This is a genomic window from Geodermatophilaceae bacterium NBWT11, from assembly GCA_014218215.1.
Lineage (GTDB): Bacteria > Actinomycetota > Actinomycetes > Mycobacteriales > Geodermatophilaceae > Klenkia.
In genome coordinates this window covers 90597-107271 of sequence record CP043652.1, presented here as the reverse complement: position 1 = coordinate 107271, position 16675 = coordinate 90597, and the positions used below count along the sequence as shown (strand labels likewise).

Genomic DNA, 16675 nt, shown 5'->3' with positions numbered 1-16675 from the left:
TCCAGGAGGCACCCCATCCACGCTGACCAGCTCCTGCCGACGGCGACCCGCATCGCCGACGCCCTGCTGGAGGTCCAGACGCGGGTGAACGCGCAGATCGACGCCGCCCACGCCGAGCTGCTCCCCGCCGTCCAGGCCGCCATGGGCGTCGACGACGGCACCGCGGTCGACCCCGGCGACCTCGTCGACGCCCGGATCACCGGCGCGAGCGTCGTCGTCACCCCGGCGGCGGTCGCAGCCGTCGTCCCGCTGACCGCGGCCTCGGCGGCCACCACCCGGGCCGGACGACAGGCCACTGCCGCCGTCGTCCGGGGCGAGGACGACCGGCTCGTTGTCATCGCCGGGCCCTGCTCGATCCACGACCCGGTCGCCGCGCTGGAGTACGCCGCGTTCCTGGTGGCGATGCGCGAGCGCCACGGTGGCGACCTCGAGATCCTGATGCGCACCTACACCGAGAAGCCGCGCACGGAGGTCGACTGGAAGGGCTTCGCCTACGACCCGTTCCTGGACGGCTCCAGCCGGATCAGCGTCGGCCTGGTCGCCACCCGGATGCTCATGGCCGAGATCACCGCTCTCGGCGTCCCGGTCGCCGCCGAGCCGCTCAACGCCCTGACCCCGCAGTACGTCGACGGGCTGGTCACCTACGCCGGCGTGGGCGCCCGCAACGTCACCGACCAGACCGCCCGCGAACGCGTCTCCGGGTTCTCCTCCGTGGTCGGGTTCAAGAACTCGCCCGAGGGCAGCATCGACGTCGCCGTCTCCGCGGTGATCTCGGCCCGCGCCGCGCACGAGTTCCTCGGCGTCGACCGGCACGGGGTCAGCGCCCAGCTGTCCACCACCGGCAACGACACGGGGCACGTGATCCTGCGCGGCGACAAGGACGGCCCGAACTACTCAGCCACCCACGTCGCGGACACCCGGCGTCGGCTCGCCGCCCGCGGCCTGCCCGAGGTGCTCGTGGTGGACGCCTCGCACGGCAACAGCCAGAAGGACCACCGCCGCCAGGCCGACGTCGTCCGCGACCTGGCCGGGCAGGTCGCCGGCGGGGAGACCGCGATCCGCGGCGTCATGATCGAGAGCAACCTGGTCGCCGGCCGCCAGGACCTCGACCGCACCGCCCCCGCCGGCCTGGTCTACGGCCAGTCGGTCACCGACGCCTGCGTCGACCTGCCGACCACCGAGGCCCTCCTGGCCGACCTCGCCGCCGCCTCCCGCGCCCGCCGCGCCGGCTGAGCGCTCAGCCGGGGAACGCGGACCAGGTGGGGGTGAGCCGGCGCACTTCGGGAGGGCCCAGCAGCAGCGGGGCGACGTCGCGCTCGTAGGCGAGGTACACCTCGGTGCGCAGGAACCCGGCGGCGGCCTCGGCGTCGGCGTAGACCTGGAACGCGGTGATGCGGTCGGGGTCGCCGTCGTCCAGGCAGTAGACGTAGGCGAGGTGACCGGGGTTGTCCGCGACAGCGGGGGCCATCCGCTCCTCCCAGATCGCCCGCACGGCATCCCGCTCCCCGGGTCGGGTGCGGTGGGAGATCAGCACGGCGACGGCGTTCGGTGTCATGGGCCGACCCGAGCAGACCACCGCGTCCCGGTCAACGCCCCTGCCCGGCCGCCGCACGACCTGAGGACGAGCGCCCTCGTCGTCACCGGTCCTGACGACAGAGGCGTTTGTCGTCGGGGTGGGCGTCAGTCCTGGCGGAGGCTGCGGGCGACGACCTGGGAGCGGCGGACGGGGAGGTCACGGCCGCGCAGGGACGCCGCGTCCAGGTGGTCGAGCACCAGGTCCAGGCCCTCCGCCGAGAGGGCGGTGACCGAGCCGGCGTCGATCGCCGCCACCGGGACCGGTTCGCGGCCGTGCCGGCCGTGGAAGTCCGCCACGACCTCGGCCGACACCACGCCGGCCAGGCACAGCACGCCCCCGTCTGAGGTGTTGAGGAGCCGGACCACGCCGCGGACGTCGTTCATCGGCCCAGTCTGGTGCGCACCCCGCCCGTCGGCCAGGGTGGGGCGGTGGACATCCCCCGGGGCACGGACCTGCGCGGCGCGGTGGTGGTCGAGGCCGACCTGCGCGGCGCCCGGCTCATCGGCTGCGTGGTCGACGGGCTGCGGGTGGACTCCTTCGCCGGCGACCTCGGCTCGGTGGTGGTGGACGACGTGGAGGTCGGCGGCTTCGTCCGCGACACCCTCGACGCGCGGCACCCCGAGCGGCGCCAGCTGCGGGCGGTGCGGACCGCGGACGACCACCGGGCGATGTGGACGACCGTCGAGCGGCTCTGGTCCGGGACGCTGGCGTCGGCCGAGGCGCTCCCGGACGCTGTCCGCACCGCCCGGGTGGACGGTGAGTGGTCGCTGACCGACACCGTCCGGCACCTGGTCTTCGCCGTCGACGTGTGGCTGGGTCGCGTGCTCGCCGACGAGCCGCGACCGGTCCACCCGCTGGGCCTGCCGACGGGGGACACCTCACCGCGGACGGTCCGGGACCTCGGGCTGGACCCTGCGGCCACCCCGTCCTGGGCGGAGGTCGTCGCGGTGCACGCCGGTCGGCTCGCCGACGTCCGGGCCGCCCTGGCCGAGCTCACCGACGACCGGCTGGACGACGTCCGCACCGTCGCCCCGATCCCGGAGTGGGGGACGGAGTCGCACACCGTCCAGGCCTGCTTCCGGGTGTTGGCGGCCGAGCACGTCGAGCACCGGCGGTACGCGGTGCGTGACCTCGCCCGGCTGCCCGGTCCCGGAGGGGCTCCGGCGGCCACCCCCGACTAGGTTCACCCCGGTAGGACACGGGCTGAGCAGTGGGAGTGGTGGCGTGGGCAGGTCGGTGCTGGTGACCGGTGGCAACCGGGGGATCGGGTTGGCGATCGCCCGCTCGTTCGCCGAACAGGGCGACTCGGTGGCGGTCACGCACCGCGGCAGCGGTGCTCCGGAGGGGCTGTTCGGGGTGCAGTGCGACGTCACCTCCAGCGCGGACGTCGACGCCGCGTTCACCGCCGTCGAGGAGCACCAAGGCCCGGTCGAGGTGCTGGTCAGCAATGCCGGGATCACCCGCGACGGGCTGCTCATGCGGATGGGAGAGGACGCCTTCACCGACGTCATCGACGCCAACCTGACCGCGGCCTACCGGGTCGCCAAGCGGGCCGCGGCGAAGATGGTCCGCGCCCGCACCGGGCGGATGGTGTTCGTGTCCTCGGTCGTCGGGCTCACCGGCTCGGCGGGTCAGGTCAACTACGCGGCCAGCAAGTCCGGCCTGGTCGGGCTGGCCCGGTCGATCAGCCGCGAGCTGGGCGGCCGCAACATCACCGCGAACGTCGTGGCGCCCGGCTTCGTGCGCACCGACATGACCGCGGAGCTGCCGGAGAAGCGGCAGCAGGAGATCCTGGGGCAGGTCCCGCTGGGGCGCTACGCCGAGGCCGAGGAGATCGCCCACGTGGTGCGGTTCCTGGCCAGCGAGCAGGCGGGTTACATCACCGGGGCGGTCGTCCCGGTGGACGGAGGACTGGGGATGGGGCACTGATGGGCATTCTCGAGGGCAAGACGATCCTCGTGGCGGGCGTGCTGACCGAGGCGTCGATCGCCTTCTCGGTCGCGCGGATCGCCCAGGAGCAGGGCGCCACCGTCGTCCTGTCGAACTTCGGCCGGGCGCTGTCGCTCTGCCAGCGGATCGCCAAGCGGCTGCCGCAGGAGGCGGCCGTGGTCGAGCTGGACGTCACCGACACCGAGCACCTGGCCACGCTGGCCGACCGGCTGAAGGCCGTGCTGCCCGAGGGCGCGCAGCTCGACGGCGTCGTGCACTCCATCGGCTTCGCGCCGCAGGAGGCCATGGGCGACGGGTTCACCGAGGTCGCGTGGGAGCACGCCGCCACCGCCTTCCAGGTCTCCACCTGGTCGCTGGCCTCGCTCACCCAGGCCTGCCGCCCGCTCTTCGGCGACACCGCCTCGGTGGTCGGGCTGACCTTCGACGCCACCGTCGCGTGGCCGGTCTACGGCTGGATGGGGGCGGCCAAGGCCGCTCTGGAGTCCACCTCCCGCTACCTGGCCCGTGAGCTGGGCCCCGAGGGCGTCCGGGTCAACCTGGTCGCCGCCGGGCCGCTGCGCACCATGGCGATGAAGTCGATCCCGGGCAGCAAGCAGTTCGAGGAGGCCTGGGAGGGCCGTGCGCCGCTGGGCTGGTCGGTCACCGACACCGAGCCCGCCGGCAAGTCCGTCGTGGCGCTGCTCAGCGACTGGTTCCCCGCGACCACCGGCGAGATCGTGCACGTCGACGGTGGCTTCCACGCGGTCGGGGTCTGATGCCCCAGGCCCTCGACGTCGCGATCACCCCGCCCGGGCAGTCCCCGGACGAGGACCCCTCGCTCGCCGTCCGCAACAACGGCGGCGCCGAGCCGTCGTCCGCGCCCGCCCCGGCCGGCCGCAAGGAGGCGGTGCTCCTGCTGTCCTTCGGTGGTCCCGAGGGTCCTGACGACGTGATGCCGTTCCTGGAGAACGTCACCCGCGGCCGCGGCATCCCGCCCGAGCGCCTGCTCGACGTCCAGGAGCACTACCTGCACTTCGGCGGGGTCAGCCCGATCAACGAGCAGAACCGCGCGCTGATCGCGGCCATCGAGGCCGACTTCGCCGCGAACGGGATCGAGCTGCCGGTCTACTGGGGCAACCGCAACTGGGGCCCCTACGTCGAGGACGCCTGGGCGCAGATGGCCGCCGACGGCATCGAGCACGTCTACGTGTTCCCGACCTCGGCGTTCGCCAGCGCCTCGGGCTGCCGGCAGTACCACGAGGACGTCGCCCGGGCCCGCGCGCTGCACCGCAACGCCGCCCCCACGGCGGAGAAGATGCCGCACTACGGCGACCACCCCGGCTTCGTGCAGGCCAATGCCGACGCGCTGCGGGCGGCGCTGGAGTCCCTGCCCGCCGACGTCCGTGACACCGCCCGACTGGTCGCGACCGCGCACTCCATCCCCGACGTGATGGCTGCGGTCGCCGGTCCCGAGGGTGGGCAGTACCAGCGCGAGCTGCTGGCCTCGGCCCGCCTGGTCGTCGACGCCGTCGTCCCGGGCCGGGAGTTCGACCTGGTCTGGCAGTCCCGCAGCGGCCCGCCGTCGGTGCCGTGGCTGGAGCCCGACGTCAACGACCACCTCGAGGCCCTCGCCGCCGACGGGACGACGGCGGTCGTGCTGTTCCCGGTCGGCTTTGTCTCCGACCACATCGAGGTGATCTGGGACCTGGACAACGAGGCGAAGGAGACCGCCGAGCGGCTGGGGCTGGGCTTCGCCCGGGCCGGGACCGCGGGCACCCACCCCGGCTACGTCGGGATGGTGCGCCAGCTGGTCACCGAGCGGCAGGCCGGGGGGCAGCCCCGGCTGGGCACCAACTGCCCGGCGTCCTGCTGCTACGTCGCGCGCCCGGCGAGGCGCCCGTCCAGCTGAGTCCTAGCGCGGCACCCAGTTGTAGGCCGCGGCCGTCGCCTCCCGCACCGCCTGTCCCAGGGGGCGGAGGGCGGCGTCGCGGCGGGCGGCCTGCGCGTGGTTCACCGCGGCGCCCGGGGCGTCGGCCAGCGCCAGGTCGAGCACCCGGGCCAGCCGCTGCGCGCGGCCGAGCACCGAGGCGGCCAGCTGGTCGTGGTCGTCGGGCAGGCCGGGGGCGTGCGTGGTCCGGGCCAGCCCGGCCAGCAGTGCGGGCACTTCGGGGTTCCACCGGGCCAGGTCGAGCCCGGCCAGCGTGCGCGCGGAGTCCCCGACCGCCAGGTCCAGGGCGCCGGACACCGCGCGCAGCGTGCCCTCCACCGGCGGGGCGGGTGGGGGAGCGGCGGAGAGGTCCACCGCCGTCCAGCTCAGCACGTCGGTGGCGACCGGCTCGGGCACGAACGCCACCCGGGTGCCGACGGCGGCCTGCCCGGACTCCAGAGCCGCCGCGGTCAGCGCGGGCACCGCCGGCATCCCGCGCAGGTCACCGGGCACCGGGAGGACGAGCCGCAACCGGGTCTCGCCGAGCCCGCGCAGCGCGGTCAGGGCCCAGCCGAGCGGGACGGCGCCGGTGGTGTCGGGCAGCCCGACGACGCGGTGGGACTGCTCCCCGGTGACGGCCTCGAGGGCCTCGTCGTAGGAGGTGCGTCCGGTCAGCCAGGCGGTGGACCAGACGGCGAGCCGGCCGGCGGGGAAGTCGTGCACGGGGAACCAGGTTACGACGCGGCGGGTCCGCTCGCGCCACCGTCCACCGGCCGGTCCGTGCCAGACTCGGGCCATGTCCTGGTTGCTCTGGCTCATCGCGGCCGGGCTGCTCACCGCCGGTGAGATGGCCAGCCTCGACCTCGTGCTGATCATGCTGGCCGGTGGCGCGCTCGGTGGCATGGGCGTCGCGCTGGCCACTGACAACGTGGCGTTGCAGGTCGCCGGGTTCGTCGTGGTGTCCCTGGCGCTGCTGGTCGTCGTCCGGCCGGTGGCCAAGCGCCACCTCACCTCCCGCACCGCCGAGCAGGTCGACGGCGTCGAGGTCTACGTGGGCCGCACGGCGGAGGTCAGCGAGCGGGTGGACGGCGAGTCCGGGCAGGTCAAGATGGGCCACGACGAGTGGTCGGCCCGCACCCAGCTCGACGGCGAGAGCTATGAGGTCGGAGCGGTCGTGCGGATCGTGCAGATCGAGGGCCCGATCGCCTACGTCTCCCGCGCCTGAGGGGCCGCTGACCTGGGCAGTGTGGCCCGGCGGAACGCGAGCGGGCAGGATCGTGGGTGATCGTCCCTCGACGTCAGGAGCACCCAGCCCGTGTCAGCTGCATTGATCGTCCTGCTCGTGATCGCCGTGCTGGTGGTGGTCGTGCTCGCCAAGAGCGTCACGATCGTCCCGCAGGCCCAGGCCAAGGTGGTCGAACGCCTCGGCCGCTACAGCCGCACCCTCTCACCCGGCCTCGCCCTGCTGGTCCCCTTCGTGGACCGCATCCGGGCGACCATCGACCTGCGCGAGCAGGTCATCAGCTTCCCGCCGCAGCCGGTGATCACCGCAGACAACCTGCAGGTGGGCATCGACACCGTCGTGTACTTCCAGGTCACCGACCCGCGGCTGGCCGTGTACGGCATCGCCAACTACATCACCGGCATGGAGCAGCTGACCACGACGACGCTGCGCAACGTCGTCGGTGGGCTGAACCTCGAGGGCGCGCTCACCGGCCGCGACGGCATCAACTCCCAGCTGCGCTCGGTGCTCGACGGCACCACCGGCCCGTGGGGCCTGCGCGTGGCCCGGGTGGAGATCAAGGCGATCGACCCGCCGCTGTCCATCCAGGACTCGATGGAGAAGCAGATGCGCGCCGACCGCGACAAGCGCGCCACGATCCTGACCGCCGAGGGTCAGCGGCAGTCGGCGGTCATGACCGCCGAGGGCCAGAAGGCCAGCCAGATCCTGGCGGCCGAGGGGCACAAGACGGCGGCGATCCTCGAGGCCGAGGCCGAGCGGCAGTCCCGGATCCTGCGCGCCGAGGGTGAGCGTGCTGCGTTGTTCCTGCAGGCGCAGGGTCAGGCCAAGTCGATCGAGACGGTATTCCAGGCCATCCACGACGGGAAGCCCGACCAGGGCCTGCTGGCCTACCAGTACCTGCAGACGCTCCCGCAGATCGCCAAGGGCGACGCCAACAAGATGTGGATCGTCCCCAGCGAGTTCTCCCAGGCGCTGGAGGGGCTGGCCAACCTCGGCGGTGCCGGCCGCGGGAACACCCCCGAGGGGCAGAACAAGCGCTCCTGGCTCGACGTCGACGCCCCGGCCGAGGACGCCGCGCCGGCGCAACCACGCGCGCAGCTCGACACCACCGACTGGTTCGAGTCGCGCGTGCCGCGGGCGGCCGACCAGCCCGAGGCGAAGGTGGAGATGAGCACCCTGGCGGACTCCGAGCCCTCCGTGCCGCACCCCGAGGTGCCGCAGGCGCCCTCGCTGTCGGAGCTCAAGGCCGACGTCCAGGAGTCCGGCGCCGCCGCGGACCCCCGCAACCGGCCCGAGGACGACGACCGGCCCGCGCCGCCGCCGCCCTACGGCCAGGGCGGCCCGGCCGCGGAGTACGGCCAGCCCTACCCCGAGCAGGACAACCGCAGCCGGCAGCAGCAGGGGCCCCCCGCCGAACTGGCAGCAGGGCCCGCCGCAGGGCTACGGCCAGCAGTAGCAGCGACGACAGAGCCCCGGCTCCCCACGAGGGGAACCGGGGCTCTCGGCCCCCGTGCAGGGTCCCGGTCCGCGCGGAGCGTGGACCGGGGGGCACGGGGGTCCTCAATCCTTGAGCATGCCCTCGCGGAGCTTGGCCAGCGTCTGGGACAGCAGCCGGGACACGTGCATCTGGGAGATGCCGATGTCGGCGGCGATCTGCGACTGCGTCATGTTGCCGAAGAACCGCAGGATGAGGATGCGGCGCTCACGGGCCGGGATGGTGGCCAGCAGCGGCTGCAGCGACTCCCGGTACTCCACGCCCTCCAGCGCGGCGTCCTCCTGGCCCAGGGTGGCGGCCAGGGTGGGGGAGTCCTCCTCCCCGGACAGCCGCTCGTCCAGGGAGCTGCTGCGGTAGGCGTTGGCCACCGCCAGGCCCTCGAGCACCTCGGCGCGCGGGATGCCCAGGTGCTCGGCGAGCTCGGAGGGGTTCGGCGCCCGGCCGTTCTTCTGGGCCAGCTCACCGACCGCGGCGTTGAGCGCCAGGTGCAGCTCCTGCAACCGGCGCGGCACCCGCACCGACCAGCCCTGGTCGCGGAAGTGCCGCTTGATCTCCCCGGTGATGGTGGGGACGGCGAAGGAGAGGAACTCCACCCCGCGGGTGGGGTCGAACCGGTCGATCGCGGCGATAAGCCCCAGGGTGCCGACCTGCAGCAGGTCGTCGAAGGGCTCGCCCCGGTTGGAGAACCGACGGGCGAAGTGCCGGACCAGGGGCAGGTGTTCCTCGACCAGGATGGTCCGCAGCCGGTCCCGTCGCGGGTCGCCGGCCTCGAGGCCGGCGAGCTCGACGAAGAGCGGCGCGGTGCGCTCGGCCCGACGCCGGTTGTCCGACATCGGCGGCGCCGGCGTCGCAGGAGTGGCCTCGGCGGGCGCCGGGGGTTCCTCGACGGCGTCCGGGGTGGTGGCCGCCTCGGGGGAGTCGGCCTGGCGGGGGATGTCGCTGTCCGGTCCGGTCACGGCGTCCTCGGGGCTGGCCACGGCGGTCTCGGTCGAGGTGTCGGTCGTCGTCGTCCCGGTCACCGAGCGACCGAGAGGTCGGCGTCGGCGCCCCCGACGGGGCGGCGGAGCGGGGCGGGCAGGTTCTTCTCCAGGGCGATCAGCGCCACGGCACCCTCGCCGCCGTCGCCACCGGGCACGTCGGCCTGCGTGCTGGGACCGGCGTCGACGGAGTCGACCAGGGTGTGCAGCACGGCCCAGCCGAACCCGTCGCGGGGGACGTCGGTGCCGGAGGCGGTGGGCACCCAGGCGTGGATGCCCAGACCGGCCGCGCCGACCTCGAACACGACCACGAGGGGTGCGCCGGGGCTGGCGATCGCAGCGAGGGTGGCGCTGGCCTCGTCCACGGCGAGCCGCAGGTCCTCGACGGCGTCGAGGTCGAAGTCCATCCGCATGGCCAGGTCGCCGGTCATGGCGCGGACGGCGGGGAGCTGGGTCCGGGAGGTCGGCACCCGGAGCTCCAGGCGTTCGGTGCGCCGCTCACCCGCGGGGGCGGTGCCCGTGCTGTCGACCATGCGCTCTGTTCTCCTCGCGTCGAGTTGCCGGCCGCGTCCTGCTGGGCGGCCGTCCCACATCCTCCCGCACCCGGCCCCTCCGTGCCCGGCCGCCCCGCCCGGTCGGTCCTGCCGGGTCGGCCCACCCCGGGAGGGTGGTGCTGCGCTGCGGTTGCCGGGTGGGTGTCGCTGGGGTGGGATGGCGCCGGTGAGCAGCGACCCGGGCCGCGCCGACACCTCCCCGTTGCCCCCGCTCCTGACCGCGCTGGACACGGCGAGCCTGGCGCTCTGGTGGTTCACCGCCGACGGGCCGGCCCCCGCGTGGAGCAACCACGCCGCCACCGCGCTGGGCGCACCGCCCACGGTCGACGGCCGGCCGGTGGCCGAGCTGGTCGCCACCGCACTCGCCGGGGGGACGCCGGTCGTCCCGCCGGGCCGGGTGACGCTGCACACCGTGCACGACGGCCGGGTGGCCGGCGTGCTGGTCGTGGTCGACGAGGGCTCGGCACCGGCCCCGACGACGGGGCCGGCGGAGTCCGCGGCCCAGCAGGTGCTGTTGCCCGCCACCCTCCCGCTGCTGGCCCGCGCCCGGGTCAGCGGCGCCTACCGGCCGGCGTCGCGCGCGGGGGCCGCCGGGGGCGACTGGTACGACGCGGTGGCGGTGGGCGAGGGCCGGCTGGCCCTCGCCGTGGGCGACGGCACCGGGGCCGGCCTCGGCGCGGCCGCGGCGATGAGCAGGCTGCGGGGGGCCTGGCTGGCCGAGGTGCACCGGGACCCCCGGCCCGACGTCGTGCTGGCGGCCCTGGACCGGTTGGCCGCGGGGATGGACGACGTCCGCGGCTCGGCGTTGTGCACCGTCCTGCTGGACACCACCACCGGTGAGGTCCGCTGGTCGGCCGCCGGCGCCCCGGCCCCCGTGCTGGCGGCGGCGGGGGAGTCCGCGCACCGGGCGCCCGGCAGCGCCCGCCCCCGCTGGGCAGCGTCCCCGAGGCGGTCGTCCCGGTGTACACCGCGACCCTGGCGGAGGGTGCGGTGCTGGTCCTGGTCTCCGACGGGGCTCTCACCGTGGACGACCGGACGCCCGACCAGGCCTGGGCAGCGCTGCTCGACGCGGCCGGGCGGGTCGCGAACGCCGACCGGGACGCCGTGGCCGACGGTCGGCTCGCCGAGACGGTCACCGGGTCGCTGCTCCCTGCCGGGGGGAGCGACGACGTGGCCGCCCTGGTGGTGCTCCGGGTGCACCCGGAGCAGGACCTCGCGCTGGCCCTCGACGCCCGGCCGGCGTCGCTGCCCGCCGTCCGTCGCTCGCTGGAGCGATGGCTGACCGCCTCCGGCATGGGGGAGACCGAGCGGGCCGCCGTGCAGGTGGCCGTCGGCGAGGCCTGCGCGAACGCCGTCGAGCACGCCTACCCCGACGGCGTGGACGGGCGGCTCTGGGTCACCGCCCACGCCGACGACGACGGCGGGCTGACCGTCACGGTGACCGACGCCGGCCGGTGGCGGACCCCCGACCGCGACCCCGGTGACCGCGGCCGCGGGCTGCTCATCATGCGGCAGCTGACCGACGAGGTGGCGGTGGAGACCCGCGCCGAGGGCGGCACGACGGTGCGGCTGCGGGCCCGGCTCTGCGGCGTGCCCGACGTCCCCGAGCCCGCGTTCGACGACGACGAGACCGACGGCGCCGTCGGTGAGGTGGACCGCACCGGCGACCTGCCCGTCGTCACCGGCACGGGCGTGCTGGACCCCACCGCGGCGCCCCAGCTGCGCATCCGGCTGCTGGAGGCCTGCCGGGGCGGTGCCGTGCCGGCCCGGCTGGACCTGCGGGCGGTCACCGAGCTCTCCTCGGCCGCGGTCACGGTCGTGCTGCAGGTCGCGCGGATGGCCCGCACCGAGGGCTGGGAGCTCGCGGTAGCGGCCCCGGCGGGCTCGGTGGCCCGGCACGTGCTGGACCTGGCCGGCGTCGGCGCGGTCGCGTCCCTGGCCTGAGCGGGCCCGGGACGACGACGGGCGCCCCACCCTGAGGTGGAGCGCCCGGACGTGCTGCCCTCCCGCAGGAGGGGTGGGTCTCAGTTCGAGCCGTTGCCGTCCACGATGGTGAACAGGTCGATCAGGCCGGTGACCTCCAGCGGGCGGGTGACCGCCCGGGTCGAGGCGACCAGCTTGAGGCCCACGTCGCGGGAACGCGCGGACTTCTGGGTCTCCACCAGCACGGCGAGCCCGGCGGAGCCCAGGAACTGGACACCGCACAGGTCGATGACGAGCTCGCTCGGCTGCTGCTCCAGCTGGGTGTCCAGCGAGGCGCGCAGCACCGGAGCGGTGAAGGTGTCCACCTCGCCGACGACCGTCACCGTGACCGACCCGTCGGCGTCCGTGGACGTCGACAGGGTGATCACGTCGTCGAAGGGAGCGTCGGCGGTGTCGGCAGGAGCCGACGCGTCGCGCTGCCCCCCGGCGGGCAGGTCAGATGAGGTCACGGACTGCAGCTCCTCTCAGCAGCGATGCCCGACGGGCACACGTCAGCGCGGACAACTTACCGCGTACGGCAGGTCCGGCTCCGGTGCCCCGGCACGCAGGTCACTCGTTCGGTTCGTGGCGCGGCCGAGGCCGGGACCACCACACGGCGGCTGGCTGCTCAACCGCTCTCGGGAGAGTAGTGACCCCGCGCGGTCGTGCACAACTCACCGGGGCGGCCCCGGGAGGGGTCAGTCCTCGACGACGTGCATCGCGCCTTCCTCGGGGCCCTGGCCGCCGATGGCCTCCGTGCCGCTGGCGAGGACGTCGTCCCCGACTGCGTCGCTGCCCGAGCTGTCCAGCGGGTCGGCGTCGGCGTCCTGGTCCAGCTGGGCCAGCGGCGCGCTGGGGTCCTCGGCCGGGCGGGTGCCGGGGTCGACGTCCACGTCGGGCACCTCGCGGGCCAACCGGCCGTCGAGGTCCTCGCCCTCGGCCTGCTCGGCCGCGGTGGTGCCGAAGTCGACGCTGGCGTTGGCCTCCTCACCGGCCACGCTGGGGGCGAACTGGGGGTCCTCGGCCGCGGCGGCCTCGGGGCTGTCGTCGGCGATCTCGGGGATGCCGTCGTCCTCGGGGAACACGTCGCGGGCGGTCTGGCCCTCGGGCTGCGTCATGGGGTGTCCTCCGTCTGGGTCTGTGGTGCGTCCGGTCCGACCTACCCCCGACGGGGCGTGCGCTACACCCGGCGGGGCGTTCCGGGCTGCCGGGCCCCCTGCTGCGGCCCTACCCTGTGATCTTGGCCCAGGGTGGGCCGTGGTGGACCTTCGACGGGAGTGGCCATGCGGTCGATCTGGCGTGGCGCGGTGTCCTTCGGGCTGGTCTCGATCGGGGTCAAGCTGTACTCCGCGACCGAGGACCACGACGTCAAGTTCCACCAGGTGCACAAGACCGACGGCGGCCGGGTCAAGTACCGCCGGGTCTGCTCGGTCGACGGCGAGGAGATCGAGTACCGCGACATCGCCAAGGGCTACGAGCTGCCCGACGGCCAGCTCGTGGTGCTCACCGACGAGGACCTCGAGGAGCTGCCGCTGGGCAGCAAGCACGAGATCGAGGTGCTGCAGTTCGTCGACCAGGCCGAGATCGACCCGGTGCACTTCGAGAAGACGTACTACCTGGAGCCCGAGGGCACCGCGACCCGCCCCTACGTGCTGCTGCGCAGCGCGCTGGAGAAGGCCGGCCAGGTCGCGATCACCAAGATCGCCATCCGGCAGCGCGAGTCGCTGGCCGCCATGCGGGTGCGCGACGGGGTGCTGGTGCTGCACACCATGCGCTGGCCCGACGAGATCCGGACCCCGGAGTTCGGGTTCCTCGACGAGGACGTCGAGGCCAAGCCCGCCGAGCTGGCCATGGCCGAGTCCCTGATCTCCACCATGAGCGGCACCTTCGACGTCTCGGCCTTCACCGACGACTACAAGGAGGCGATGACCGCGCTGCTGGAGGCCAAGCAGGCCGGCGGTCACGTGGTCGCCCCGGAGGAGACCGAGTCCGACGACGACGGCGGCGCGGTGGTCGACCTGATGAGCGCGCTGCGGCGCAGCGTGGAGCGGGCGGGGAAGAAGCCGGCGGAGTCCTCCGAGGCCGCTGAGGAGCCCGAGCAGGCGCCGGCTCCGGCGAAGAAGGCGGCGGAGAAGAAGGCCGCTCCCGCGAAGAAGGCCCCGGCCAAGAAGGCCGCCGCGAAGAAGGCACCGGCCGCGAAGGCCGCGGCCAAGAGCGCCTGAGCGTGCGGTGACGGCGCCCGACGTCGTCCCGGAGACGACGCTGCCCATGCTCGCCACTGCCGGCGAGCTGCCGACCGCCGACGGCTGGGCGTTCGAGTTCAAGTGGGACGGCGTCCGCGTGCTGGCCCACGTGGCGGGACGACGGGCTGCGGCTGCGGGCGCGCAGCGGCGCCGACGTCACCCCGCGGTACCCGGAGCTGGCCCGGCTGCCCGAGGCCCTGGTCGGACACGAGGCGGTGCTGGACGGCGAGGTGGTCGCACTGCGCGACGGCCGGCCCGACTTCGGCGCCCTGCAGGGCCGGATGCACCTGGTCGGACCCGAGGTGGCCCGGCTGGCTGCCGCGGCGCCGGTGAGCTTCTTCGTCTTCGACCTGCTGGCGTGGGACGGCGAGTCGCTGCTCGGGCTGCCCTACGTCGAACGCCGCGAGCGGCTGGACGCACTGGGCCTGGGCAACGCGCGCTGGGTGACCACCCCGTGGTTCCCCGGCGACGGTGCCAGCATCCAGCAGGCCAGCCTGGCCAACGGGCTGGAGGGCGTCGTGGCCAAGAAGACGGCGTCGACCTACCGGCCCGGGGGGCGCGGGCCGGAGTGGGTCAAGGTCAAGAACGTGCGCCACCAGACCGTCGTCGTCGGCGGCTGGCGTCCTGGCGCCGGACGACGGCAGGGCGGGATCGGCTCGCTGCTGGTCGGCGTGCACGACGACGCCGGCGACCTGGTGTTCGCCGGGCACGTCGGCACCGGGTTCACCGACCGGGCGCTGGACTCCCTCGGCAGGGCCGTCACCGCACGGGCGTCGTCGCCGTTCACCGGCGTGCTGCCGGCCACGGCCACCCGGGACGCGCAGTGGGTGGAGCCGCTGCTCGTCGGGGAGGTCGCCTTCACCGAGTGGACCCGCGAGGGCCGGCTGCGGCACCCGGCCTGGCGCGGGCTGCGCGACGACGTCGACCCCGGCGCCGTGGAGCGCGAGCCGTGACCCGGGTGCGGGTGGAGATCGAGGGCCGCCAGCTGGAGGTCTCCAACCTGGACAAGGTGTTGTTCCCCGAGGTGGGGTTCAGCAAGGCCCAGGTGATCGACTACTACGTGCGGATCGCCCCGGTGCTGCTGCCGCACGTCGCCCGCCGGCCGTGCACCTTCACCCGCTGGCCGAACGGGGTCGACGGGGCGTCGTTCTTCGAGAAGAACAACGCCCGCAACGCCCCCGCCTGGGTGCAGCACGTGACGGTGCCCGCCCCGGGGTCGACGAAGAAGGACCGCGAGGAGCTCGACATGGTGCTGCTCTCCGCCGTCCCCGACCTGGCCTGGTCGGCGAACCTGGCCGCACTCGAGCTGCACGTGCCCCAGTGGCGGGTAGACGACGACGGCGTCCCGCAGCTGCCCGACCTGCTGGTGCTCGACCTCGACCCAGGGCCGGGCACCGGCGTGGTGGAGTGCGCCGCGGTGGCCCGCCGGCTGCGCGAGCGGCTGCTGGCCGACGGGCTGGACCCGGTGGTGAAGACCTCGGGCAGCAAGGGCCTGCAGGTCTACGCCCCGATCAGCTGCGCCGACGCCGAGCACCCCTCCCGCTACGCCAAGGACCTCGCCCAGGACCTCTCCCGGGAGACCCCGGCCGAGGTGGTCTGGCGGATGGAGAAGGTGCTGCGGCCGGGCAAGGTGCTGGTCGACTGGAGCCAGAACAACACCGCCAAGACCACCGTGGCGCCCTACTCGCTGCGTGCCCGGGCCGGGGCGACGGTGTCCACCCCGGTCGCTTGGGACGAGCTGGACGGGCCGCTGGTGTTCGACACCGCCGCCGTGCTGGACCGGGTGGCAGAGCTCGGGGACCTGTTCGACCTCGGGGAGCCCGCCGAGCTGCCCTGACGCTCTGGGAAGATCACCGACCGTGCCCGCTGCTGCCCGCCCCGCCGACCGCCTGACCGACACCGGGCGCCTCGTCGTCCGCTGCCCCGACCGCCCCGGGATCGTCGCCGTGCTGTCCCGGCTGATGGCCGACGCCGGCGCCAACATCACCGACAGCCAGCAGCACAGCTCCGACCCCTCGGGCGGCACCTTCACCCTCCGGCTGGAGTTCGTGCTCGACGACCTGCCGACCCGCCGGGCCGAGCTCGAGGCCCAGCTGGCCGCGCTGGCGGGGGAGTGGCAGCTGACCTGGCGGCTGGTGCTGGCCACCGAGCGGCCGCGGCTGGCGGTCTTCGTGTCCAAGACCGACCACGTGCTGCAGGAGCTGCTCTACCGGGTGAGCGCCGGTGACCTGGCCGCCGAGATCGCCGTCGTCGTCTCCAACCACCCCGACCTCGAGCAGGTGGCCCGCGCGCACGGCGTGCCCTTCCACCACGTGCCGGTCACCCCGGACACCAAGGCGCAGGCCGAGGCCCGCGCGCTCGAGCTGGTCGGGGACTGCGACCTCGTGGTGCTGGCCCGCTACATGCAGATCGTCTCGGCCGACTTCTGCAGCCGGTTCCCCGAGCGGTTGATCAACATCCACCACAGCTTCCTGCCGGCCTTCGTGGGCGCCAACCCCTACCAGGCCGCCGCCGACCGGGGGGTGAAGCTCATCGGGGCCACCGCGCACTACGTCACCGCCGAGCTCGACGCCGGGCCGATCATCGAGCAGGAGGTCGCCCGGATCGACCACCGCGCCACCGTCGAGGACATGCGCCGGGTCGGCCGGTACGTGGAGCGCCAGGTGCTCGCCCAGGCGGTGACCTGGCACGTCGAGGACCGGGTCATCGTGGACGGCGCCAAGACCATCGTCTTCGCCTAGGGTCCCCCCGTCAGCGCCGACACCCCTG

Annotated in this window: 16 protein-coding genes and 4 pseudogenes; 13 read left to right on the top strand and 7 right to left on the bottom strand. The window is 74.5% G+C overall.

Annotation, left to right across the window (positions count from 1 at the left end; translation table 11 throughout):
- Positions 1-15: 15 nt before the first annotated feature.
- A complete protein-coding gene (locus F1C76_00580; protein QNG35302.1) occupies positions 16-1233 on the top strand; it encodes a 3-deoxy-7-phosphoheptulonate synthase in 1218 nt (405 codons plus the stop codon).
- 4 nt (positions 1234-1237) lie between these two features.
- Here the strand turns inward: F1C76_00580 and F1C76_00575 are convergent, their stop codons facing one another.
- A complete protein-coding gene (locus F1C76_00575) occupies positions 1238-1555 on the bottom strand; it encodes an antibiotic biosynthesis monooxygenase (protein ID QNG35301.1) in 318 nt (105 codons plus the stop codon).
- A 125-nt stretch (positions 1556-1680) separates the two neighbouring features.
- Positions 1681-1959 carry a hypothetical protein gene (locus F1C76_00570; GenBank protein QNG35300.1) on the bottom strand — a complete coding sequence of 93 codons (279 nt, stop codon included), beginning with the start codon at positions 1957-1959 and terminating at the stop codon, positions 1681-1683.
- Between the two features lie 45 nt (positions 1960-2004).
- Here F1C76_00570 and F1C76_00565 point away from each other — a divergent pair, with 45 nt between their 5' ends.
- Genes F1C76_00565 through F1C76_00550 form a run of 4 tightly spaced genes read left to right on the top strand, consistent with a single transcriptional unit; the run spans position 2005 to position 5414 of the window.
- Complete coding sequence (locus F1C76_00565) at positions 2005-2757, top strand: DinB family protein (GenBank protein QNG35299.1); 753 nt, start codon at positions 2005-2007, stop codon at positions 2755-2757.
- Positions 2758-2800: 43 nt separating this feature from the next.
- Positions 2801-3505: an SDR family oxidoreductase gene (locus tag F1C76_00560; GenBank protein ID QNG35298.1), complete on the top strand. Its 705-nt coding sequence runs from the start codon at positions 2801-2803 to the stop codon at positions 3503-3505.
- Positions 3505-4281 (top strand): enoyl-ACP reductase FabI, encoded by a 777-nt coding sequence (gene fabI / locus F1C76_00555; protein ID QNG35297.1) that lies wholly within the window; start codon positions 3505-3507, stop codon positions 4279-4281. The genes F1C76_00560 and fabI overlap by 1 nt, the downstream gene beginning before the upstream one ends.
- The gene (locus tag F1C76_00550) at positions 4281-5414 is read left to right on the top strand and encodes a ferrochelatase (GenBank protein ID QNG35296.1); all 1134 of its coding nucleotides are present in this window, start codon (positions 4281-4283) and stop codon (positions 5412-5414) included. Before fabI ends, F1C76_00550 begins: the two co-directional genes overlap by 1 nt.
- 3 nt (positions 5415-5417) lie before the next feature.
- On the opposite strand, the gene F1C76_00545 is transcribed toward F1C76_00550, so the two are convergent.
- Complete coding sequence (locus F1C76_00545; protein QNG35295.1) at positions 5418-6155, bottom strand: hypothetical protein; 738 nt, start codon at positions 6153-6155, stop codon at positions 5418-5420.
- Positions 6156-6228: 73 nt separating this feature from the next.
- Here F1C76_00545 and F1C76_00540 point away from each other — a divergent pair, with 73 nt between their 5' ends.
- Together F1C76_00540 and F1C76_00535 are read left to right on the top strand one after the other, a co-directional pair.
- Positions 6229-6657, top strand: a complete 429-nt coding sequence (locus tag F1C76_00540; GenBank protein ID QNG35294.1) for an NfeD family protein — start codon at positions 6229-6231, stop codon at positions 6655-6657.
- A gap of 90 nt (positions 6658-6747) precedes the next feature.
- Positions 6748-7941, top strand: a pseudogene (locus F1C76_00535) (SPFH/Band 7/PHB domain protein).
- A gap of 294 nt (positions 7942-8235) precedes the next feature.
- Here F1C76_00535 and F1C76_00530 read toward each other — a convergent pair.
- Together F1C76_00530 and F1C76_00525 are read right to left on the bottom strand one after the other, a co-directional pair.
- Positions 8236-9012 (bottom strand): annotated as a pseudogene (locus F1C76_00530) (RNA polymerase sigma factor SigF).
- Between the two features lie 173 nt (positions 9013-9185).
- On the bottom strand, positions 9186-9680 hold the full coding sequence (locus F1C76_00525) for an ATP-binding protein (protein QNG35293.1): 495 nt from the start codon (positions 9678-9680) through the stop codon (positions 9186-9188).
- 325 nt (positions 9681-10005) lie between these two features.
- Here F1C76_00525 and F1C76_00520 point away from each other — a divergent pair.
- Together F1C76_00520 and F1C76_00515 are read left to right on the top strand one after the other, a co-directional pair.
- Positions 10006-10599 (top strand): annotated as a pseudogene (locus tag F1C76_00520) (SpoIIE family protein phosphatase).
- A gap of 62 nt (positions 10600-10661) precedes the next feature.
- The gene (locus F1C76_00515; GenBank protein ID QNG35292.1) at positions 10662-11645 is read left to right on the top strand and encodes an STAS domain-containing protein; all 984 of its coding nucleotides are present in this window, start codon (positions 10662-10664) and stop codon (positions 11643-11645) included.
- A gap of 80 nt (positions 11646-11725) precedes the next feature.
- Here the strand turns inward: F1C76_00515 and F1C76_00510 are convergent, their stop codons facing one another.
- Together F1C76_00510 and F1C76_00505 are read right to left on the bottom strand one after the other, a co-directional pair.
- Positions 11726-12133 carry an STAS domain-containing protein gene (locus tag F1C76_00510; protein QNG35291.1) on the bottom strand — a complete coding sequence of 136 codons (408 nt, stop codon included), beginning with the start codon at positions 12131-12133 and terminating at the stop codon, positions 11726-11728.
- Between the two features lie 228 nt (positions 12134-12361).
- Positions 12362-12781, bottom strand: a complete 420-nt coding sequence (locus F1C76_00505) for a hypothetical protein (protein ID QNG35290.1) — start codon at positions 12779-12781, stop codon at positions 12362-12364.
- 165 nt (positions 12782-12946) lie between these two features.
- On the opposite strand from F1C76_00505, the gene F1C76_00500 reads away from it, so the two are divergent.
- From F1C76_00500 to purU, 4 genes and pseudogenes are all read left to right on the top strand, one after another.
- The gene (locus F1C76_00500) at positions 12947-13885 is read left to right on the top strand and encodes a Ku protein (protein ID QNG35289.1); all 939 of its coding nucleotides are present in this window, start codon (positions 12947-12949) and stop codon (positions 13883-13885) included.
- A 46-nt stretch (positions 13886-13931) separates the two neighbouring features.
- Positions 13932-14859 (top strand): annotated as a pseudogene (locus F1C76_00495) (hypothetical protein).
- Positions 14860-14870: 11 nt separating this feature from the next.
- The gene (locus F1C76_00490; GenBank protein QNG38900.1) at positions 14871-15743 is read left to right on the top strand and encodes an ATP-dependent DNA ligase; all 873 of its coding nucleotides are present in this window, start codon (positions 14871-14873) and stop codon (positions 15741-15743) included.
- A 22-nt stretch (positions 15744-15765) separates the two neighbouring features.
- Positions 15766-16647 (top strand): formyltetrahydrofolate deformylase, encoded by an 882-nt coding sequence (gene purU, locus F1C76_00485; GenBank protein ID QNG35288.1) that lies wholly within the window; start codon positions 15766-15768, stop codon positions 16645-16647.
- Positions 16648-16675: the final 28 nt, after the last annotated feature.

What these genes read in the sequence shown, in the direction of transcription:
- F1C76_00550 (QNG35296.1), top strand. Translation starts at nt 4,281, where the DNA reads ATGCCCCAGGCCCTCGACGTCGCGATCACCCCGCCCGGGCAGTCCCCG.
- F1C76_00570 (QNG35300.1), bottom strand. Translation starts at nt 1,959, where the DNA reads ATGAACGACGTCCGCGGCGTGGTCCGGCTCCTCAACACCTCAGACGGG.
- F1C76_00575 (QNG35301.1), bottom strand. Translation starts at nt 1,555, where the DNA reads ATGACACCGAACGCCGTCGCCGTGCTGATCTCCCACCGCACCCGACCC.
- F1C76_00525 (QNG35293.1), bottom strand. Translation starts at nt 9,680, where the DNA reads ATGGTCGACAGCACGGGCACCGCCCCCGCGGGTGAGCGGCGCACCGAA.
- F1C76_00505 (QNG35290.1), bottom strand. Translation starts at nt 12,781, where the DNA reads ATGACGCAGCCCGAGGGCCAGACCGCCCGCGACGTGTTCCCCGAGGAC.
- F1C76_00540 (QNG35294.1), top strand. Translation starts at nt 6,229, where the DNA reads ATGTCCTGGTTGCTCTGGCTCATCGCGGCCGGGCTGCTCACCGCCGGT.
- F1C76_00500 (QNG35289.1), top strand. Translation starts at nt 12,947, where the DNA reads ATGCGGTCGATCTGGCGTGGCGCGGTGTCCTTCGGGCTGGTCTCGATC.
- fabI (QNG35297.1), top strand. Translation starts at nt 3,505, where the DNA reads ATGGGCATTCTCGAGGGCAAGACGATCCTCGTGGCGGGCGTGCTGACC.